Source organism: Nitrosophilus labii, from assembly GCF_014466985.1.
Lineage (GTDB): Bacteria > Campylobacterota > Campylobacteria > Campylobacterales > Nitratiruptoraceae > Nitrosophilus_A > Nitrosophilus_A labii.
Genome location: NZ_AP022826.1, coordinates 1,127,356 through 1,148,452, shown reverse-complemented (window position 1 = coordinate 1,148,452; position 21,097 = coordinate 1,127,356). Strand labels below are relative to the sequence as shown.

General features: G+C 29.8%; 22 protein-coding genes. 9 read left to right on the top strand and 13 right to left on the bottom strand.

Annotated elements, in window-relative coordinates; translation table 11 throughout:
• Positions 1-85: 85 nt before the first annotated feature.
• Entirely contained in the window at positions 86-373 is a 288-nt protein-coding gene (locus NIL_RS05815; protein ID WP_187646875.1) for a hypothetical protein, read from the top strand.
• On the opposite strand, the gene NIL_RS05810 is transcribed toward NIL_RS05815, so the two are convergent.
• Genes NIL_RS05810 through sdhA form a run of 3 tightly spaced genes read right to left on the bottom strand, consistent with a single transcriptional unit; the run spans position 370 to position 3,950 of the window.
• Entirely contained in the window at positions 370-1,248 is an 879-nt protein-coding gene (locus NIL_RS05810) for a CoB--CoM heterodisulfide reductase iron-sulfur subunit B family protein (RefSeq protein ID WP_187646874.1), read from the bottom strand. The two genes, NIL_RS05815 and NIL_RS05810, sit on opposite strands and share 4 nt — an antisense overlap.
• 11 nt (positions 1,249-1,259) lie before the next feature.
• The gene (locus NIL_RS05805; RefSeq protein ID WP_187646873.1) at positions 1,260-2,228 is read right to left on the bottom strand and encodes a succinate dehydrogenase/fumarate reductase iron-sulfur subunit; all 969 of its coding nucleotides are present in this window, start codon (positions 2,226-2,228) and stop codon (positions 1,260-1,262) included.
• A gap of 9 nt (positions 2,229-2,237) precedes the next feature.
• Complete coding sequence (gene sdhA, locus NIL_RS05800) at positions 2,238-3,950, bottom strand: succinate dehydrogenase flavoprotein subunit (RefSeq protein WP_187646872.1); 1,713 nt, start codon at positions 3,948-3,950, stop codon at positions 2,238-2,240.
• 130 nt (positions 3,951-4,080) lie between these two features.
• On the opposite strand from sdhA, the gene NIL_RS05795 reads away from it, so the two are divergent.
• The 8 genes from NIL_RS05795 (at position 4,081) to brnA (ending at position 8,645) form a co-directional block, all read left to right on the top strand.
• Positions 4,081-4,902 carry a thiamine-phosphate kinase gene (locus NIL_RS05795; protein WP_187646871.1) on the top strand — a complete coding sequence of 274 codons (822 nt, stop codon included), beginning with the start codon at positions 4,081-4,083 and terminating at the stop codon, positions 4,900-4,902.
• Between the two features lie 52 nt (positions 4,903-4,954).
• A complete protein-coding gene (locus NIL_RS05790; protein WP_187646870.1) occupies positions 4,955-5,251 on the top strand; it encodes a hypothetical protein in 297 nt (98 codons plus the stop codon).
• Complete coding sequence (locus tag NIL_RS05785; RefSeq protein WP_197972050.1) at positions 5,241-5,651, top strand: type II toxin-antitoxin system VapC family toxin; 411 nt, start codon at positions 5,241-5,243, stop codon at positions 5,649-5,651. The genes NIL_RS05790 and NIL_RS05785 overlap by 11 nt, the downstream gene beginning before the upstream one ends.
• Complete coding sequence (truD, locus tag NIL_RS05780; protein WP_187646869.1) at positions 5,644-6,723, top strand: tRNA pseudouridine(13) synthase TruD; 1,080 nt, start codon at positions 5,644-5,646, stop codon at positions 6,721-6,723. The genes NIL_RS05785 and truD overlap by 8 nt, the downstream gene beginning before the upstream one ends.
• Positions 6,724-6,784: 61 nt before the next feature.
• Positions 6,785-7,807 carry a DUF5644 domain-containing protein gene (locus NIL_RS05775; protein ID WP_187646868.1) on the top strand — a complete coding sequence of 341 codons (1,023 nt, stop codon included), beginning with the start codon at positions 6,785-6,787 and terminating at the stop codon, positions 7,805-7,807.
• Positions 7,807-8,037 carry a hypothetical protein gene (locus NIL_RS05770; RefSeq protein ID WP_187646867.1) on the top strand — a complete coding sequence of 77 codons (231 nt, stop codon included), beginning with the start codon at positions 7,807-7,809 and terminating at the stop codon, positions 8,035-8,037. The genes NIL_RS05775 and NIL_RS05770 overlap by 1 nt, the downstream gene beginning before the upstream one ends.
• Before the next feature lie 121 nt (positions 8,038-8,158).
• Positions 8,159-8,434 (top strand): BrnT family toxin, encoded by a 276-nt coding sequence (locus NIL_RS05765; RefSeq protein WP_187646866.1) that lies wholly within the window; start codon positions 8,159-8,161, stop codon positions 8,432-8,434.
• Positions 8,412-8,645 (top strand): type II toxin-antitoxin system BrnA family antitoxin, encoded by a 234-nt coding sequence (gene brnA / locus NIL_RS05760; protein ID WP_187646865.1) that lies wholly within the window; start codon positions 8,412-8,414, stop codon positions 8,643-8,645. Before NIL_RS05765 ends, brnA begins: the two co-directional genes overlap by 23 nt.
• A 19-nt stretch (positions 8,646-8,664) precedes the next feature.
• Here the strand turns inward: brnA and NIL_RS05755 are convergent, their stop codons facing one another.
• From NIL_RS05755 to pgsA, 10 genes are all read right to left on the bottom strand, one after another.
• Positions 8,665-9,285 carry an OLD family protein gene (locus NIL_RS05755; protein WP_187646864.1) on the bottom strand — a complete coding sequence of 207 codons (621 nt, stop codon included), beginning with the start codon at positions 9,283-9,285 and terminating at the stop codon, positions 8,665-8,667.
• Between the two features lie 30 nt (positions 9,286-9,315).
• Positions 9,316-9,660: a hypothetical protein gene (locus NIL_RS05750; protein ID WP_187646863.1), complete on the bottom strand. Its 345-nt coding sequence runs from the start codon at positions 9,658-9,660 to the stop codon at positions 9,316-9,318.
• Positions 9,661-9,666: 6 nt separating this feature from the next.
• Positions 9,667-11,505 (bottom strand): AAA family ATPase, encoded by a 1,839-nt coding sequence (locus NIL_RS05745; protein ID WP_187646862.1) that lies wholly within the window; start codon positions 11,503-11,505, stop codon positions 9,667-9,669.
• Positions 11,505-14,957, bottom strand: a complete 3,453-nt coding sequence (locus tag NIL_RS05740; protein ID WP_187646861.1) for an Eco57I restriction-modification methylase domain-containing protein — start codon at positions 14,955-14,957, stop codon at positions 11,505-11,507. Before NIL_RS05740 ends, NIL_RS05745 begins: the two co-directional genes overlap by 1 nt.
• 8 nt (positions 14,958-14,965) lie before the next feature.
• Entirely contained in the window at positions 14,966-15,226 is a 261-nt protein-coding gene (locus tag NIL_RS05735; RefSeq protein WP_187646860.1) for a Txe/YoeB family addiction module toxin, read from the bottom strand.
• A 2-nt stretch (positions 15,227-15,228) separates the two neighbouring features.
• Positions 15,229-15,441, bottom strand: coding sequence for a hypothetical protein (locus NIL_RS05730; protein ID WP_187646859.1), 213 nt, complete (start codon positions 15,439-15,441; stop codon positions 15,229-15,231).
• A 34-nt stretch (positions 15,442-15,475) separates the two neighbouring features.
• Entirely contained in the window at positions 15,476-18,607 is a 3,132-nt protein-coding gene (locus NIL_RS05725) for a helicase-related protein (RefSeq protein WP_187646858.1), read from the bottom strand.
• 21 nt (positions 18,608-18,628) lie between these two features.
• Complete coding sequence (locus NIL_RS05720; protein ID WP_187646857.1) at positions 18,629-19,306, bottom strand: YggS family pyridoxal phosphate-dependent enzyme; 678 nt, start codon at positions 19,304-19,306, stop codon at positions 18,629-18,631.
• Positions 19,299-20,363 carry an RIP metalloprotease RseP gene (rseP, locus tag NIL_RS05715; RefSeq protein ID WP_187646856.1) on the bottom strand — a complete coding sequence of 355 codons (1,065 nt, stop codon included), beginning with the start codon at positions 20,361-20,363 and terminating at the stop codon, positions 19,299-19,301. Before rseP ends, NIL_RS05720 begins: the two co-directional genes overlap by 8 nt.
• 97 nt (positions 20,364-20,460) lie before the next feature.
• Positions 20,461-20,985: a CDP-diacylglycerol--glycerol-3-phosphate 3-phosphatidyltransferase gene (pgsA, locus tag NIL_RS05710; protein ID WP_187646855.1), complete on the bottom strand. Its 525-nt coding sequence runs from the start codon at positions 20,983-20,985 to the stop codon at positions 20,461-20,463.
• Positions 20,986-21,097: the final 112 nt, after the last annotated feature.

Sequence of the window (21,097 nt, the reverse complement as noted above, 5' to 3'; positions counted from 1 at the left end):
CACCATAATTTTACCTGTTTAAATATTAAAATAGGATAAAATTACTCTTATTTCCGTTCGTTTAAAGATTGTGTATAATATCGTTATGAAAAAATTTAAAAAACATATAAGAAAAAGTTTTATAGCAACAACAAGAGAAATCAGAGAAACCAAAAAAATGATAAAAACATTTAAGCGAAAGGATATTGAAAATTATCCACAGGCCAAAGGTCAAATAATAGATATCGTAAAAATTGTTTTTTTATTTCCAATTATTATTTTGCCGGGAAGCGCGGTAGTTTTGACATTGATAGAAGTAGTCGGCAGTAAATTTAACTTTACTATCTTCCCTAAAAAGCAAAAGTTTAAAGAGAGCAAAAGCTCTCTTGATTAAACTATATTAACTTCAGTAACGTTATGTTGGATTCCTACTTCTTCAGGAGTACATCCAAGAGCTAGACCTATTAGTTGAGGAAGATGAAGAACCGGCAGGTTTATATCTCTTCCAACCTCACGTGATGCCGCGTGCTGTTTAACATCAAGATTTAGATGACAAAGAGGGCAAGGAGTAACCATCATATCAGCATCGTTGTCTATAGCGTCCACTAAAGCGTTACCACTTAGCCTATTTGCGGTTTTTGGCGCTTGAAGATCCACATGAAATCCGCAACACTTGTTTTTATGTTCGTAATCAACGCTATTTCCTTCCAAAGCCTCAATCAAATCATCAAGACTTGTAGGGTTGTAAGCTGATTCTTTAGTGTTGTTTGTAAAATGGTGAAGCTCGCTTGGTCTTATGTTGTGACATCCGTAAAATGGCGCTATGTTGAACTGACTTAGAGGTTTTACAACCTTTTTTCTAAGATTATCTAGCCCATAATCCTCTATAAGTGCGTATAAAAAGTGTCTGACGCTAACATTACCTTTATATTCAAGACCAACTTCACCAAGTTTTTCGTTTACTCTCTCTTTAAGTTCAGGATTTTCGTCAAGTCTTTTTTTAGTTAGTGCCGTATTTAATTGACAAGTATTGCATATTGTTATCATAGGAAGTTCAAGCATTTCTGCATAGCAGATATTTCTTGCGTTTAAAACTAAAGATAAAAAATCGTCAAAATCTTGAAGATGACTTGCTCCACAACAACTTGCTTCATCCAACAAAACAAGTTCGATATCTAGTTTTTTAGCAACAGCCAAAGTCGATTTTAGCAGTTCCGGCGTACTTTCTCTTGCCGTACATCCTGTATAAAGCGCATACTTCAAACTCATCTTTTTTCCTTTTAAAATTTAGCTGTAGATGAAATTTTAATTAGTTTTTTAATCTCATCAAGTTTTTTGGATTTTGGCATCTCCCAAGGCATAACAATTTTGCCTTTTTTCCACATAGCCAAAGCTTCCGGGATATGTTTAAATACCCCACAACCTTCACTGTATGCAACTAACATTCCTTCATCCAAAATACCATGTTTTTCTATAGATTTTTTAAATCCTACGGCATGACGGCTGGCAACATTTTTTTGCACAACTTCTTCTTGGAATAGTTGATTGTGTAGTTTTGTTATTTTGCTCATAGGATCAAGCTCTTTAGGGCAGGCTTCCGTACACTCATAACATTTAACGCAGTCCCAAACTCCTTTTCCTAGTTTATCTACGATTTTTAGCCTCTCTTTTTTAGTTTCATCTCTTACATCGGCATTGAATCTGTAAGCTTTTACGAAGGCGGCAGGTCCTAAGTAGTCCTCATTTGCTTCATTTACTACGGGACAAGCGTAGTAACAGCATCCGCATTGAATACAGTAGTCGGCCTCATCAATCTTCTCGGCTTCATTTGGAGGAACTATATTTTCGCTTTCGGGATGTTCGTCGATTTCGGCAACTAGATAAGGGATAATGGAGTCATGTTTTTTCCAAAAATCGCTTTTGTCAACAACCATATCTTTAACGGCTCTATTTTTCGAAACAGGATCGAAAGTGAGTTCTGTTCCAAAAAGTTCTATCATATCTATCATTCTCTCTTTACATGCAAGAGTGCTTCTTCCGTTTACTTTGATGGCACAACTCCCGCATATCCCGTGTCTGCAGCTTCTTCTGTATGTGAAACTTCCATCATGTTCCCATTTTATTCTATTTAAAACATCTAAAACAACCTCTTCTTTTGAAACCTCTATCTCGAATTTATCATAATGAGGAAGATAGTCTGTTTCTGCATTGAACCTAAAAACGTTAATAGTAACTTTTTGCTTTTCCATACTCAATCCTTAATATTTTCTTTCTTGAGGTTCAAATTTGCCGAGTACCACATCCATATACTCTAAAGTAATATTTCCTTCTTCATCCATATAAGCTAATGTATGTTTGAGGAAGTTTTCATCGTCTCTTTTTGTAAAATCTTCTCTATAGTGAGCTCCTCTCGACTCACATCTAGCAATCGCGCCTTCAACTATGAAAGCTGCATAATCTAACATATGACCTAGTTCAATTGCTTCTTGAAGGTCTGTATTGAATGTTTTTGATTTATCTTCTATTCGTATATTTTTAAATCTCTCTTTAAGTTCTTTTAACTTCTCTTTCTGTTTTATCAATGACTCTTCTGTTCTAAAAACGCCTGCGTTTTCAAACATACTATCTTGAAGTTCTTTTCTAAGCTGTGCCGTACTCTCTTTTCCATTGTTTGTTAGAAGAAACTCCATCTCCTCAAGCATTCTGTTTGCTTCAACTTTTTGAGCCTCTTCAAATGAGATATTATCCAAATCTTTTGCTATAGACTCTCCTACGTGTCTACCGAAAAAGAGGGCTTCCAACAAAGAGTTGGCGCCTAACCTATTTGCGCCGTGAACACTTACGCAAGCACACTCACCCGCTGCGTATAGTCCCTCAACAAACTCCTCTTTGTTTTTTCTCACATGTCCGTCGATATCTACCGGGATACCGCCCATAGAGTAGTGCGCCGTAACGGTTATCATAATAGGCTCTTTTACCATATCTTGGCCAAGGAAAGTTAGAGCTAGGTCTCTAAGTTCCGGGAGTCTTTCCATAATTTTCTCTTCGCCTAGATGGGTTAGATCAAGATATACGGCCATATTGTCAGGGCCTACGCCTCTACCTTCTCTTATCTCATTTGCTATTGCTCTACTAACCACATCTCTTGGTGCTAGCTCCATTTTTTCGGGAGCGTACTTTTCCATAAATCTTTCGCCTTTGGAGTTGTAAAGTTTACCTCCCTCTCCACGAGCTGCTTCACTTATCAAAATCCCGCTCCCTGCAAGACCTGAGGGGTGAAACTGAACGAACTCCATATCTTCAAGCGGAAGACCGTGTCTTGCGAAGATACTTAGTCCATCACCAGTATTTGCATGTGCGTTTGAGTTGATTTTGAAAGCTCTTGCGTAACCGCCTGTAGCAAACATTACGGCTTTGGCGTTAAATATTGCTGGTTTTGAGTCTCTTAAGTTGTAAGCAACAACACCGTAAGCTTTTCCATCTTTATATAAGATATCCGCCACATACCACTCGTCCCAGAACTCTACTCCCTCTTTAAAAGCTTGTTCGTAGATTGTTTGTAAAAGTGTAAGTCCGGTTCTATCTTTTGCAAAACATGCTCTTGGTTTGCTCTGTCCTCCAAAAGGTCTTTGAGCTATTTTACCATCTTCACGTCTGCTAAATACAGCTCCCATTTTTTCTATCCATCTGATAGTTTCAGGAGCTTTGCTACACATAAGTTCAACTGCATTTTGATCGGCTAGATAGTCACTTCCTTTAACGGTATCGAACATATGTAGTTCAATGTCGTCTTCTTCGCTCAAAGCGGCGTTTACACCGCCTTGCGCGGCGCCGGAATGACTTCTTAGAGGGTGGAGTTTAGTTAGTACCAAAACATCCTTTCCACTCTTTTTAAGTTCTCTTGCGGCTGCACATCCGGCAAGTCCCGCTCCAACGATAATTACGTCTTTTTTTATAATAGGTATTTCCATCTAAATTTTCCTTATGATGAAATTTTTTTGATTATACCATTTTATAAGATAAATAAAATTAAAAGATTTACAAAGAGGTTTTTTAAGTACCGCTTTGTTACAATACTTACCAAAAATGGCGAGGTTTCGTGTGAATAAAGAGAACTTGTTTATAAGTTTATTTAATAACAAGCATATAGGAGATGACGCGGCATATATAGATGGGTTTGTATATAGTGCAGATGCTTTTTTTGAAGATATACACTTTAAGAGAGAGTGGATGAGCCTTTATGAGATAGGCTATAAAGCAATGGCTGTAAATATATCAGACGCAATTGCTATGAATGCTGAGCCGAAATACGCTATTTTAAGTATAGGTTTGCCAAAAGATATAAGACCTATCTGTATGAAAGAGCTCTCTTTGGGACTTAGAGATTGCGCTAGTTTTTATAAAACTGAAATAATTGGCGGAGACACCATAGCTTCAAATAAGATTGATATATCTATAACTTTGATATCTAAAACAAAAAAACCAATTTTTAGAAAAAGAGTAAAAGAGGGTTATTATCTGGCATATACTGGTGAACTTGGCAGTGTAAAAAGAGACTTAAATCGACTATTTAGGGGTGTAAAGGTATCAAAATATTCCAAATTTAAAAGACCGGTTTTAAAAAAAGAGTTCATGAAAAGAGTTTCACGATATATAAAAGCAGCTATGGATATAAGCGACGGGCTTTTTGAGGATCTTGGTAAACTTTCAAAACTAAACCGTATAGGATTTGAGTTTTTTGAAAAAATTCCAAAAAGGGTAGGTTGTAGCGGTGAAGAGTATGAGCTTTTGTTTGCATTCGACAAAAGAGATTTAAAAGCAATTTTAAATATATCAAAAATTACAAGAACACCTATAACAATTTTTGCAAAAGCTGCTTTTAAGCCTTACAGAAATATTTGTAAGCCACATCATTTTACTTGACAAATAAAACAAAAAGTCATACAATGGTAAAAAATCAGATAAGGGACAAAATATGACAAAAAAGATAGGGATTAGAGAGCTTGCAAGAAATATAAAAATCTTAGATGAGTATGATTTGATTGAGATTGAAGATAAAAAGACAAAAAAGAGTAAAGGGATTTTTGTATCAAACAAATATGCAGATGAGATAAAAAAGTTGATAGAAGAGAAAGAGAAAAGAGAGAAAGAGGAGAGATTAAAAAGAATTTTAAAATTTGCCGGAAGTATAGAGATGGAAGAAGATTTGGTAGATAAAGATATTTATACTTTAAGAGAGGTAGCTGCAAAAAGGAAAGTGGGTGAAGAGTAAAATATTTTTAGATACCAATATAGTTTTAGATATTTTAATAAAAAAGAGATTAAATCATAAATATCGTAAAACTTTAATCGACAGACTTTTAGATTATGAAGTTTATATAAGTGAAGATATGTTGAGCACATTCTATTATATTACAAAAGATAAAGAAAAGACATTAAAATTTTTTCAAGCTGTATTAAATGATTGGCATATCGTTCCTTTTGGCAAAAATGTTATAAAAAGTGCTATTGCATATGCTTTAAAGCATAATAGGGATTTAGAAGATACGCTTCAATGTTTTTGCGCTAAAGAGAATAAATGTGAAATATTTTTAACAAATGATAAAAAGTTTATAGATTGTGGAGTAAAGATTTTGGATTATGAAGGGTTTTTGAAGGAAACTGATGAATAGACTATTTTTTTTAGACCACTCACCAATAGATTTTTATTTTAAACAATCCCCTGAAACTTTTGTCGTAGAAGAGGAGCCTTTATATCCTTTTAGCGGTGATGGGGAGCATCTTGTACTTAAAGTTAGAAAGAAAAATCTTACTACATGGCAGATGCTTCAAGCTTTTAGCGAGCAACTTGGAGTAAAGTTAAAAGATATAGGTTATGCCGGTCTAAAAGATAAAAACGCGCTTACGTATCAATATATCTCTATAAACAAAAAATTTGAAGAAGATTTAAAAAGTTTTTCTCATAAAAATATCAAGATAATAGAGATCACAAGACATAAAAATAAACTAAGAATCGGTCATTTAAAAGGAAACAGGTTTTTTATAAGACTAAAAAAAGTTATGCCGGTTGACGCAAAAAAGATAGAAAATGTCTTAAAAATTATTGATAAAGAGGGAGTGCCAAACTTTTTTGGGTATCAAAGATTTGGAGTTGATGGGGAAAACTATATTATAGGAAAAGAGATAGTAGAACAAAAAAGAAAAGAGAGAAACAAAAAGAAAGAGAAACTCTTTATAAATGCATACCAAAGCTACCTTTTCAATCTTTGGCTTTCAAAAAGAGTGGAGATCTCAAAACTTGTAAACTCTTTTAAAAAAAATGAACTAAAAAATCTCTTGAACCTTCCAAGTGGAATTATAGATGAGCTTAAAAATCAAAAGCAGTTTTTCAAGTTGCTGCCCGGTGATCTATCGGGCCATTATCCTTTCGGAAAGTTTTTTGAGATAGAAAATGTGATTGATGAATCAAAAAGATTTCAAAACAGAGATATTTCACCAACGGGGCTTTTGGCGGGAGTAAAGGTGAAAAGGAGCAATGGTTTAGCTAGGGATATTGAGAAAGATTTTGATGATGAGAGAATAAAGATTTTTGGTGATAGACGTTTTGCATGGGTTTTTCCGCAAGATTTAAAGTTTGAATATAAAGAGGATAATGCTTGGGTGGAGCTTGGATTTTTTTTGCCTAAGGGAAGTTATGCAACAGTTTTATTGGAAGAGATTGCACATAGAAGTTTAAAAAGCTAAAAGAAATATCTTTTTTGATAGAATGTGTTAGTAGTAGAATTGGATAATAAAAGGAGCTTTTATGAGACTAAATGTAAAAGCATTTTTTTTCAATGCAAAAATGGATTATCTGCCATATTACAAAAGTTTTGTTTTAGATGTTGATGAACAAGATACTATAGAAAAAATCTGCTCTTTTATTAAGAAAAAAGATTTTAATTTTGATTATCCGAAAAAAGAGTATTTTTATGTAAAAATCAATGGTAAAGTTGTAAATAGTTTGGCAAAAACAAAGATGATAATAAATGAGTTTGGTACTGAAATAGTGATGGAGCCGGTATCAAAGTATAGAGCTGTTGATGATATGGTTATCGATGATAGAGATTTTTTTGAATCTTTTAAACTTATTGAGCCATTTGCGGATGAAAGAGATTTCCAATATTTTAAATCGCTATATGATGTTCATTATGCATCTAGTGCCTTTGAATACTCTTTAGATTATATAGGTGATGCTGTATTGGTTACGGCATATAGTATGATTAAAAAAGGAAACAAAAATAAAGAAGAGATTTTAAAAGCAATCAGCGAAGGCGTAAGCGGACTTTGGGACTCAGAATATGAAAATAACGTTTTTTTGGGAAAAGATTATTCTAATGAGATTGAAGAGCTAAAAAATATGGCTAAAAAACCAACTGTTAGTATTTTAGAAAATATATGCTACAAATTTTCTAAAAAAGTTGAAATTCCAACTCTAGAGAGTTTAAAAGATATTAATGTTGCTTTATATTTTGCAGATGAAGATGTAAAAAGTAGATTAAAAAAGTTTGGCGCAAATATCGTAGAGTTTTCAAAATCAAAAAAACTTGCAGGTCAAACACTGCTTGAAGTAAATCCAAAAATGGCTTTTAAAAAGGGTGGGGCAGTACTGCTTGATGCGATGGATAGCGGAGCGGAGATTTTGATATGTGCAAAAGATGAGGATGCAAAATATTTTAGAGAAAATTTTGGGAATTTTGAAAAAATAGTTGGCAGGGAAATATATCTAGAAATCATCTCATTTAATGAGCTTAAAAGTATGATTGAAAATAAAAAAGAGGAAGTTTAATGAAAGCTGAATATAAAGAGGAGTGTAGATACTCTGAGGAAATACATGAAGATACTAAAGAGGTTTTTGAAAAGTGGATGAGAAGATATGGATGGGATATTCCTGAGCTAGATGAAGATTTAGCTGCAAAATTGATACTTACCGAGATGCGAAAGGCTCTTGAAGAGTTGGAGGCAAAGTATTGCGGGGGAACTTCTTGCGATACCGAGCCCCCAAGTTGTGATAGTTAATATACAAAATTTAAATTAAATCTTTTAACTTTGCAAATTTAAGCCTGGACTTCTCCTTTTGTGTTATTGTTATCACCTGACCCCTTTTTCCTTCCTTTAACAAATATGATATAATTTTTATATGAAATTTGAATATGATTTGAATAAAAGTATGAAAAACAAAGAAAAACATGGCATAGATTTTGAAGAAGCAAAAAGATTATGGGATGACCCATTTGCATTTGAACTACCATCAAAGCAAGAGTTAGATGAAAATAGATTTTTAGTTATTGGAAAAATTAACAATAAATATTATACAGCTATTATAACTTATAGAGAAGAAAAAATTAGGATTATATCTGTTAGAAGATCAAGAAAAAAGGAGGTAAAATTATATGAAAGCATCTCAAATAGATAAAAAATTTGATGAAAACAAAGAGGATATTTTAGAATATTTTGATACATCAAAGATAAAAATGGTAAACAAATCTCAAAAAGTAAAAAGAGTAAACATAGATTTTCCAGCTTGGATGATTGAAAAATTAGATAAAGAAGCACAGCATATTGGAGTAAGTCGGCAGGCGATTATTAAAATGTGGCTGGCAGAAAAATTGCAAAGTTTAAATTAAATCTTTTGACTTTGCAAATTTAAGCCCTGACTCCTCCTTTTATATCAAAAAGTGTTATTATTATCACCTGACCCTTTATCCTTCCGGTAATCTTATCTTCCAATATTATTTCGCCTTTAGTTGAGTTATGTTTTATATAATCATTTGCAAAAAGATATTTTAATATTCTTAAAAGATTTTCTTTTCTAAATTGCTCTTGAAATTTTAAAGTCATAGCAAATTCAAAATCCTCAAAAATTTTATCTACAATATCATTTTGAGCAAATTGGCTTTTGTATTTTTTGATTGTGTTAAAATACTTTTTTTGTTTTGTTGTTTCATTTTCTTTTGAATTTAAAATATCTTCTATCTCTTTTTTTAATTGGTTTATTTTTTTTGCAGTTTTATCATACTCTTGTTTGTTTTTTGCAATTATTTTAAAAGTATATTTTAATGAATCCATCAATTTTTCTGTTATGTATATATATCTGTTTTTATAAAAAAAACCTTTTTTGCTCATTTGTAAAGATTTGATTAAAGCAAAAAGGGTTTTTCCAACAGTGCTTTTACCGCTGTCATTTTCTCCAGCAATTACAGTTAAACCGTTGATTTTTATATTTGCTTCTTTGATAGCTAAAATATTTTTGATAGTAAAAATCATTTGTTCCTCTTTTTTAAGACATTACTAAAATTAAAAAGGTATTTCATCTTCTTTAATTTTTAATTTTTTTAGAAAATTGCAATCGATCCAATTTCCATTTATATTTATTATTTCCTTTTCGGCAAATTTTCTTATTAAAAAATCTGTTTTAATTTTATTTTTTTCAAATAAATATTGGATAAAATTACACCATTCTATTTTTTCATCAATATTCCACTCTTTTGCTTTTATAATATCTATTAAAATCTCTTCACTTTTTTCGTTAAAATAATCAATTTTTGAAGGTTTTCTAATCTCATCAAATAGATATTCTAAATCATGAATTTTAAATAAAGTTATATTTGGTAAAAACTGCTCTTTTAAAATTTTATTCAACTCTTCTTAACTATTTGTATTTCTTATATTTTTAATAATTTCTTTTGGTTCTATTACAATATTACTTGTCCAATTAGGAAAACTATTTTCTACCTCTCTATTTTGACTACAATTAACTTGCGTAGGTTTAATTTCTCTTTTAGTTTTTTTATCTTTTAAAAACTCTTTTAATCTATGTATTAGCTCAATTGCTTCTTCAATTTCTTTTTTAAAAAGTGGAGCTTCACTATTGTGACTTGCAGGATTTAATACTCTATCCTTTATTTTTTTTAACTCATTAAAAATTTCAAGTTCAACCTTTTTAATCTCATAATATTCTTTTGTAAAATCAAATAACTTTTTCTTAAGTCCTCTTAATTTTCCTTTTTGATTAGGATCTAAATTATTATCATTTTCAAAATCGGTATCAATTTTTTCTAATAATTCCTTTTCATATATAAAAATTAAATCTTCATTTTCTTTTTTAGTAAATTTAAAAACTCTATTAAACTTATTTATAAACTCATTATCCAATTCATTTTTTACCCGTCTGATTAATTCCTCTAAATTTTGAAACTCTCTATTAATATATTTTAAATTCGGGTCTAAAAATTTTTTTAAAATGCTTTCTGCTTCTTTTCTTAAATAATTTGCACTTGTGTCAAAATCTTGATTTTCAAACAACTCTCTTGCTTTAGTTAGATTATCTTTATACTCCTTTATACACTGCTTTTCAATACCATTTTCTTTTTTATTATAAAATTCAAATATTTTCCATTCAAATTGATTGATTTTTTGTAGCATTAGATTAAAAAAGCCTCTATCGTGAGTTAAAATTATTTTTTGATACTCTTTCAAATCTTCATCATTTAATAATATATCAATCACTTCAAATCTTTTTGACATGTCAAGTGAAATAAGTAGATCATCTAAAACTAAAATTTTTAAAACATCATCTCTTATAAGCCTATTTTTTAAAATTGCAAATCTAATAGATAATGCAATTGCAGTAAGTCTTGCTTCATTTAAAAAAGTATGTGGTTTATCTATTTTTTCATCAAAAAAAGTAACTTCTATATTTATTTTTGGTGGTAATGTTTTATGATTCCTTTTTTTACTATTTGGTAAAAAATCATTATATGTTGCTTTTTTGTAACTAAACTTTATTTCAATATTTTCTTTAAAAGCATTTTGTAAAAGCTTATTGGTATTTCTTGAAATTTCATTTAATAAATTTTCCATTTTCTCATTAAATTTTGTAATTTGCGATTGAAAATCTTTATAAATAGAAGATGTGATTGTAGGGTATCTATTATTTATTTTTTCTAATCCTTTTTTTAAATACTCCCAAAAATTGGCTAAATTTTCATATTCACTTTCAGTAAAAACAATAAAATCTAAAATATAATCTTCAAAAAAACTCCACAAATCAATATCTTGTGAATTTTTAAAATCATAAATTTTTGAAAGCAATCTATAGTTTATAAAATCACTTGTTAAATTTGCTTTTTTTATCTGGGTATCTTCTTTTTTATTTGTATTAATTATATTTTTTGAAATTTTGTAAGTTGTAGTTTTTTGTAAATTGGTATCTATTAATTCAAGTTCTATAAAAGCATCATCTTTTTGCAAATCATCTACAAATTTATTGATTAAATTTTGACTATTTTCTTTATCAAAATATTTTTTTACTCCCTCATCATCTTTAAAACTACTTTGTAAAAATGTATATAAAGCCCAATAAAGCGAACTTTTCCCACTTCCATTTTCTCCATAAACTAAAATATTTTTTTTATTAAATTTTAAAGTCTCTTCATCATAAAAAAACTTAAAATTTTTTAATTTAATACTATTAATTCTTTTCACTACAAATTCCTTTTAATCAACAATATATCATTAAATTCAATATCAAGTAAAAGTAGATTATTTCTAATTTCATTTTTTGATTCGGTTAAGATATTATAACTTTCTAAAATAGTATTAGAATCTTTTAAATCCTTAAAATCTCTTTTTACAAATTTTATAAACTCTATATTTTTAGCTTTAAACTCTTCTTCAAAATAGAGCTCAAATATCATTGCATCAAGGACTTCTTCAAATTCTTTTATAATATGTTTATTTGATACATATTTATCTATATCCTTATCTAAACTTTTTAAAAAAATTATATAATCTACTAAAATTTCAAAAGGCTTGGTATCTTCAATTTTGTATATAGGTAAATTTAATAATGGTTCCTTATCTATTTGATAATTATCTCCTTGCATTTTTCCTTTAAACTTTAGCCAAAAAGCAAAAAGTTTTGAATTACATAAGGCTAAAAGATATTTCAGATTTATTCTATTTGTTTTTATAATATAATACATCGCTGATAAATATGTATCAAAGTTACTATAACTAAAAATAGGTTCTTTAGGACATTTTCTTTGAACAGTTATTTTTTCTCCCTTAAAAAACTTTTCATCTCTTGCCCTATGAAGTCCATAAGGTTTATTATCTGAGGTTATCACTTCTTTAAATCTATCAAGATGTTTTTTTATATTTGGATAAGGCTCTATCTCTTTTTGATTTTTAAATTTTGATGTTGTATAGATTATATATTTAGCATTATCTTTTTTCGTATAAAATTTTCTTACTTCATCACTAGTGTAATATGGTTTAATTAGCTCTAATTCTTTTTTAGTTAAATTCAAATTCTCTAATTCTTCTTTGGTTAAAACGAAAATACCTTGTCCAATCTTCAAATTTAAAATTTGTGCATTCTTTTTATTTAAATAATCTTGTGGAATGACTATACCTTGTGCTATCTCATCTTCTTTTATATAAAAATTTTGTTTCTGTTTTATCTTTTCAATAATTTTAAATATCTCTTTTTTGATAAAATGAATCGGCTCTTTTGGATTATCAAGTAAAATTATAGAATTAAAACTCTCTCCAAATTTAGTATTTTCTAAAAATTCTTTAAGTTCTTTTTTCTCCATTCTATAATCAATTAAATTTTTAATTTTTGCTTCATATGGTTTTTGTGGATTTGCTTTTTTTAATATAAATATCATAGTCTGTATTCCAGCAGTGTCAAAAACTTTGTAATCTTTAAAATCTATAAATTCAACTATTTGACTATTTGTTAAAATCTTTTCTCTAAACTTTTTAGCCCCACTATTAGTAATCCAATTATTTGTGGCAATAAAAGATAAAACTCCATTTTCTTTTAATAAATCAAGCCCCTTACATCCAAATAAATACCAAATATCCATTTTACCCTGATAACACTCTAAATTATATAAATTATCAAATGCACTTTTATTAGTGTATTCTTTAATGTACGGCGGATTTCCTATAACTATATCAAATCCACCTTCTTTAATTACCTCTCCAAAGAATAACTTATATAAAAATAATTCATCTGTTTGGAAGTTATTGTTTAATAAATCGTTTATAACCTTTTTTGCCTTTGCAATTTTGTCATATAGTTCATCTATTTGATTTATTATTTTTTTCTTATTTGTTGAATTTGCTCCAAGAGTTAAATCTTTTTCCCTATATCCAAGTTCTTTTTCTTTTTCATCTATATAAGTTAAAATAAGCTTTTTAATATCTTTTTTTATTTTTTCTTTTTGTTTTTGTTTATTTTTCGGATTTGTTTCATTGAAAAATTTATGAATATTTTCTTTTAAATCTTCAAAAAGAGATTTATCAAAAAGAGTTAAATCCTCTAATTCAAAGAGATTTTTTTGTTTTTGCTCTTTTTTTTCATAGATATCAGCAGGAACTACATCAAATCCATCAATAGTCTCAATTAGACTATTTCCTTGCATAATCTTAAAATCAAGATTTGGAAGTGGAAGAGGCTTAGTCTCATCTACAACCAAACTTATCCAAAATCTAAGCTTTGCAATATCAACTGCACTCTTATCTATATCTACTCCATAAATAGAATTTTCAATGATAGCTCTTTTTAGTTTTGCAATCTCTTCTTCATTTAAAGTTTTATTTAAGTTGTGAATAATCTCAACAATTTCTAATAACATTCCCATCGGAAATGCACCACTTCCGATAGCAGGATCTAAGATTTTAATATTTTTTAGTTTTTCTACTATTAATTTACCATTTTGCAAAAAATATTTATCATCTGTTTTTTTATAAAAAACAAGTTCTTTTAGTTTATCTTTTTCAAAAAAGTTAGATAGATACTCTAAGATTGAACTTTTACACATATAATAAACTATCTCTCTTGGAGTATAAAAAGCTCCTTTTCCTTTTCGATAATTTTCTTCTAAAAGATTTTCAAATACTCGCCCTAACATTTCAGGATCGATTGCCACTTCAACATCATCAAGTGTATCTTCAATAATTGTAAAATTAAACCTTGAAAAGGTCTCAAGTATATCTTCAAAAATTTCATTATCAATATATAAAAACTCATTATCAAACTCTTTTTTTTCAAAGAGTCCACCATTTAAAAATGGCAGTTTTGCATTAATTAGCTTAAAATAATCATCCTCTCTTTTCGTATTTAGTGCTTCAAAAAAGAGTGGTTTTAGCAAATCTTCATAAAAATTTTTATTCTGATTTTTATAAAAAAGCTCTCTTAAAAAATCTCTACTTCCATCGCCCCATTCCCTTCTTACTCCAAGCCAACATTTTTTTTGCAAAAAGTATAAAAATATAATCCTACCAAGCAGATTTTTACTAAAAGATCTTATATTTTTCTCATCAAACTTAAAATTTGCAAAATTATTTTTCTTTAAATACTCATTAACCTCTTCAAATAATCTTTTATACTCATTAAAAAACTCTTTACTAACCGGCTCTACACTAAAACACTCTTTTATAGCTTCAAGTGAAGAGTTGTTTAGATTTTTAAGTTGAATTTGAGCAGTTTTTATTGGAATACCACTACCTAAAACATAAGTGTATCTTTTTAAACTACTAACATTTGTTTTACCATCTAGCTCATATTCAAATGTGATCAAAGATAATCTAAAAGCATGACTATCTGGATGGTAAAAAGAGGCTATCGCTCCATCTAAAAGATAAATACCTGCCAACTTTTTTAAAATAGCATTAAATCCTACTCTTTTGTTTTCTATGTTTGTATCTTTTGAGACAAATTCAAAAAATCCAATCTCTTTGCCATCATCAAGCTCTATAGAGCCTAAATATCTATATTTTTGGATATTTCTTTTTTCCGATTCATTTAGCTCTGTATCTTCATAATCATTACCTGCTATAGTTAAACCGTAAAATGTATCTATCAAGAATTTTTCAAATTTTTTAGGTTCATATTTTGAAGTTAAAAACTCTTTTATATCCATTAGTTACCTTACTCATAATGTGTCCACATTCTATAGACTTTTATAACTTTTTTATCTTCAAAAACTTCATAAACTATTCTATGCTGCTTATTTATTCGTCTTGAGATTTTTCCTTTTAGCTTTCCCGTTAGATGTTCATATGGGGGAGGGTATTGATAGGGTTTTTTTTCAATAATTTTTAAAATATTTAATGCTTTTTCTTTAAGATTGCTTTTTGATAATTTTTTTGCATCTTTTTGAGCTTGAGGAGAAAAAAGCAATTTGTACATTTTTACCACTCAAGTTTATCAAGTGTTACAAACTCATTGTCAGGTTTTTTTGATTCTTTTATAATACTTTCTTCAAGTTCAGGAATACTTTTGATATACTCATCATCGCTCATTTCATATTTTTCTAAAACTATAATCTCTTTTTTTGAAAAATGTTTTAATAGCCATAAAAATTTATCTTTTATACTATCGTCTATTTTTAGTGTCACAATCATTTTAAAGCCTTTTGTATAAAGTTTTTACAATATTTTACACAAAAGTTTCGCTTAATACAATTTCAATATTAAGATCTACCTTTTTTTTGTTGTCTTTTAAAGTTAGATTATATTTATCTATAAGTTTTTCAATCTCTAAAGGGATATTCTCTTTTTTTGAAATTTCTTTTATCTGTTTTGATAGATTTTGGATAATTCCTTGTTCTATTGCATTTGAGAGGATTTTATAGCTATTAGTATCTATAATATGTTTATTCCTATAGCTTTTTAAGATTTTGATGGCTTCTTTGTCGTTTCTGTTTGCAATCTTGATTTGGGTAATTGAGCGCAAATCTTTTTTTAGTTCGTTTTCAAAAAAGTTTAGAGCTTTTTTTACTTGGTCATAGTGAAACTCTTTTATAGGTAATACTCCTTTTTCGTTGATATTAGCTTTTAGATTTTTTGCCATTTCTATAAAATTTATAGGCAAAACACCGTTTTTGACTTTAAAAAAGCCTTTTGCCTCTTTTGTTTTTACAAAAACGAAACTAACTTCTTTTAGGTCGTTCTTTCGTTGAACTCTGATTTTTTTAGGCAAATTTTTTATGTAGTTGAATTTTTTGGGATAAGCTTCTTTAAACTCTCTTAACTCTTCCAAAAATTTAAGCTCTTCATCTATATCATCATCTATTTTTTCAAACAGCTCGACACTTCCTACTTCTTCATCCTTTGAAAAGATAGGATTGTCTTCGCCAAGTGTGCTATGAAAAGTTTGAAGTTTTATAAGGGCTTTTTTAGATAGCTCTATCAAAGAGTCGCTTTCGCTTGATGGGATAAAATTGTATATATAAATTTTTTCAAAAGTTGAGCCTATACGGTTAATCCTTCCGATACGCTGCATAAGGCGCGTTGAGTTCCAAGGGATGTCATAATTGTAGATAGTGTTGCTTCTGTGTAGGTTTACCCCCTCGCTTAAGGTATCTGTAGTTATGATGATATTAAAATCATCCTTTTTTGTTTTGTAGTTTGCATCAAAATTTTCTCTAACAGTCTCTTTTAGTTTTTCTCTGTTTTCTCCGTGAACTACCAATACCTTAAAATCTTTTAGATTATTTTTTAGATAAATGGCAGTGTCTTTTGATTCTGTAAATACTACTACTTTTTTTCCTTTTTGTTTTTGTAGTTCTTGTTTGAAAATCTTTAGTTTTGGATCATTTTCTACATTTTCCCAGATACTATTTAACTCTTTTAAAATCTCTAAATCTTTGTATAATTTTTCCAAATATCCATTTGCGAAATCTTCTTTTTTAAACTCTTTTAATTTTCCCTCAAAAAGTAGCTTTTCAAGCTTTTCTTCACTCTCTTCATCTTCTAAAATATCAAAAATATTTTTACTAACTCCAATATAGATTTTATTTTCTTCGAACATCTCTATAAGTTTTTCTAAATGCGAAAGTTGCCTTTTTAAGGATATTTTAAAAGCATGAAAAGAGCTTTCAAATCTTTTTATCAAAAGATTTTTCATTAATTTCGCAAGTTCTATTGAACCTTTTTCGAAAATATTTTGGCTAATTTTTCCAAATTTTTTCCTGGCATTTGGCTTTAGATAATAAAGTATTTTGTATCTTTCATATGAGAGCTTATCGGTAATTAAATCTACAGTTTTATAAAATATTTTAGTTAATTTTTCATCCATTTGGTATTTAATCTCTTTGACTGGTTCTACTTCTGGTATTGATAGACCTTGTTTTTGTAAATCTTTTTTATACATAGGATTGTTTAGTATATCGCTTCTTGTTCTTCTAACCATTACCTCTCTTAAGATATTTTCTCTAATTTTTTTTGATAGAAGTTTTAGTTTTTCTTTATCAATTGGACTGCTTTTTATGATCTCTTTATACTCTTTTGCAACTTGGGCGAAGAAATTTTCAAGATTAAAAAAAGTTGGAATAGTTGAGGCTCTTTTATCCTGAAACAGATATAACTGGTTTGCAATGTCTGCTGGGCGGTTGTTAAAAGGAGTAGCGGAGATTAAGATAATCTTTTTTTTGTATTTTGAAGACTCTTTTGTAATTCTCTCAAGCTCAGCATATCTTGAAGTGGAAAAGTTTCTAAATTTATGTGATTCATCTATGATTATAAGCTCAAAATTTTGAGGCTCAATACTTTGTAGTTTTCCCAAAGTTGTAATATGGTAGTTTTTAAAAGTGCCTATATCAAACTTATTAAAAGTCTCTTCCCACTCTTTTTTTATTGAAGGTGGGGTTATGATAAGAATTTCACCTTTTAATCCCTCCATTAACAGTCTTTTTGTTATTATAGCAGTAGTTACTGTTTTTCCAAGTCCAACTACATCAGATAGAAAAAAACCGTTATGCTTTTTTAACTTGCTAACTCCTTCATTTACAGCATCTATCTGATAAGCTAATCTAATAAAACCTTTTGGTAAAGTGTGAGAATTGATATCTAAATCAACTCTATCTTCAAAATACTCCATTAAGAATTTTATGTATAGTTCATATGGAGTAACTTCTTTTAAATAAGAGTTTTCTTTGATTGTTTTTATATCCTTTGAAGTAAGTTCTACCGCTTCACTCCAAAGTCTCTCAAACTCATTTAAAGCAAACTCTATATCGTCGCTATCTTTTAGTTCTACATTGAACTCAAAATTTCTACTAAGACCACTCTCGGTCAAATTTGAAGAGCCCGTAATAACAGAGCCAATATATTCGATAGTTCCATCATGCCTTGTTATCTCTTTTTCTCTTAAGATGTAGATTTTGGAGTGGATATTTTTATTTGGATGAATTTTTATCTCAATCTTTTTTGTAGCTAAGAGATTAGCTAAAATCTCAATGCTCTCATCAATCTCTTTTAAATAATCTTCATTTTCAAGCTTTTTTAACTGCTCATCTCTAAAGTTATCTGCTATTTTTAAAGGATTGAAAACATCGATCTTTTCTCCACGCTCTTTTGCTTCTAAGATAAATTTATCAACATCTATTCCTACTAAAATTCTTGCTCTTTTTATACCATCCAAAAGATTTGCAATTTTTTTAAATCCACTGATTCTAAAATATCCGATTAAAAATTCTAAATATTTGATATTTTTATGTTTTTGTAAAATATCTTTTAATCTATTTTCTAAACTATTACTAGCAACATTTGTAAAAAACTTTGAACTCAAAAGTTTTCCCTTATTTCAATTTTATTTGAAAAACAGGCTGCCTATTCTTACCATATTTGAGCCGCATTCAATAGCTAGTTCAAAGTCGTTGCTCATTCCCATTGAGCAGATTTTGGCTCCATGAGGCTGTAGAGCCTCATATATTTTGTATGTGGTTTCAAAACTCTTTTTAATTTCGCTTTCATCTTTCGTGTGAGCGCCTATTGTCATCACACCTTTTAGATTTATATGTTTTGTGTTTTCGATAATTTTTAGATACTCTTCAACGGCAACTTCAGGCATAACGCCGGCTTTAGTATCCTCTTTGGCGCTGTTTATCTGCAAAAGAGAATCCATTTTTTTGCCTTTTGCTTCCAATCTTTTGTCTAGTTCTAAAGCAAGTTCCAAAGAGTCAAGTGAGTGCATCAAAAATGGGTCTAGTTCTATTAGATGATTTATCTTGTTTTTCTGAAGTCTTCCAACAAAGTGCCATTCTATAGGAAGATCTTCAAGTTCTTCACATTTTTGTTTTAGTTCTTGTACTCTATTTTCTCCAAAGGCTCTTTGACCAAGGTCGTAGAGTTCTCTAACTTCATCGCTTGAAACATATTTGCTTATTGCTACAATCTTTACGATATGATATTCGCTAACTCTTAGTCTAGCTCTCTCCACTCTTTGAACTATTTCGTCAAAATTTTCTCTAAGTTTTAGTTTATCCATTTGAAGCTCCCATTAGTCTGTTGATATCGTTATAGATTCCAAGTCCCATTAACATTATAAGTACAGCCCAGCCAAGTAGAGTGAGTCTGTATATAATCTCTTCACTAGGAACTTTTCTTGTTATCCATTCGTAAATATTAAAAACTATGTGTCCACCATCTAGAGCTGGGATCGGCAGCAGGTTCAAAACTCCCAAGTTTACCGATATTAACGCAGTTAAAGAAAAAAGAGCGATAATTCCCATCTGAGAGGCTTTCGCAGTAATATCCATTATAGAGATAACGCCTCCAACCTCTTTTAAAGGAACAACTCCCTCTATCATCTTCTCTATTCCAACTATTATCATTTTACTTGCCGCAATGGTTTTATCGTAAGCTACTTTTAATGCTTCTAAAGGTGTATAGCTTATGTTTATAAACTCAGCAGCTGGGGCAATTCCTATCATCTTTTTTTTAACTTTTTCTCCAAAAATATTTTTTGTTTCCAAAAACCTAGGTGTTACCTTTAAAGTGAGGATTTTTTTCTCTCTTTCAACTTTTAAAACTAGATCGCCGTTGCTAGTAGATATGATTTTACTTAGATCTTCCCACGTTTTTACTTTTTTACCGTTTATTTCGACAATCTTGTCTTTTTGTTTTAGTCCAGCTTCGTATGCGGGAGAGTCTTTTACAACTTCTCCAATAACGGGAGCTAAAGTGTTGCTTCCCATTATAGCTATTGCAAAATATAACAAAAAGGCTAAAAAAAAGTTTGCAAAAGGACCGGCAAACAGTATGACTATACGCTGCCAAGGTTTTTTAGAGTTATAGCTGTCCGGGTCGGGATCTCTTTTTGTTGGATCGAGATCGTCTTGACCCTTCATTTTAACATATCCGCCAAGCGGTATGGCGCTTATAGCCCACTCCGTACCGGCATAATCTTTTTTTGCCAAGATAGGCCCAAAGCCTATACTAAATCTTTCAACTTTAACGCCGAAAAATCTTGCCGCTAAAAAGTGTCCAAGTTCGTGGAAAAAGATTAGAAACGATAAAACAAATAAACTTACTAAAATACCCAAAAAAACTCCTTAAATATAGTAATTTGGAATTTGGAATTAGTATAAATATATTTTTTTCTTATATGTCAATTCCTAATACCCAGTTCCCAATTCCCAATCACTTCAAATACTCTTTTATATACTCATATCCAGAATAGAGTGTTACTCCTACTGCGATCCAAAGAATCAATGTGCCAAAAGGCCAGTTCATTATCAAAAATCCTATAGCTATCATTTGGATAATAGTCTTTATTTTCCCCAAAAATGAGGCTGCAACCTCTTTGCCTTCACTAACGGCGGCAACTCTTAGTCCAGTTATGAAAAACTCTCTTGTCAAGATCAGATATATAGCCCAAGGATCGGCTCTTCCTAACATCATAAGCCCTAAAAAGCCGGCAAGAGTCAACATTTTGTCAGCCAATGGATCTAGTATCTTTCCTAATTGGGTTATTTGGTCAAAGTTTCTTGCTATAAATCCGTCAAAAAAGTCGGTGATGGAAGCTAATACAAACAAAAACGCCGCAAAAAAATCTAGCCAAGTTGGATGGATATTGGGAAATAGTTCTCTGTTTACTAAAAACATAAACATTATCGGCGCTATTAATAGTCTAATAAAAGCTAAAATGTTTGGAATGTTTAGCAAAAGAATCCTTTATAAAATTATTTTGGAATTAGGAATTAGGAATTTGGAATTAGGGTATAAAAAATATTAAAAATAATTTTTCTAATTCCAAATTACCAATTCCCAATTCCCA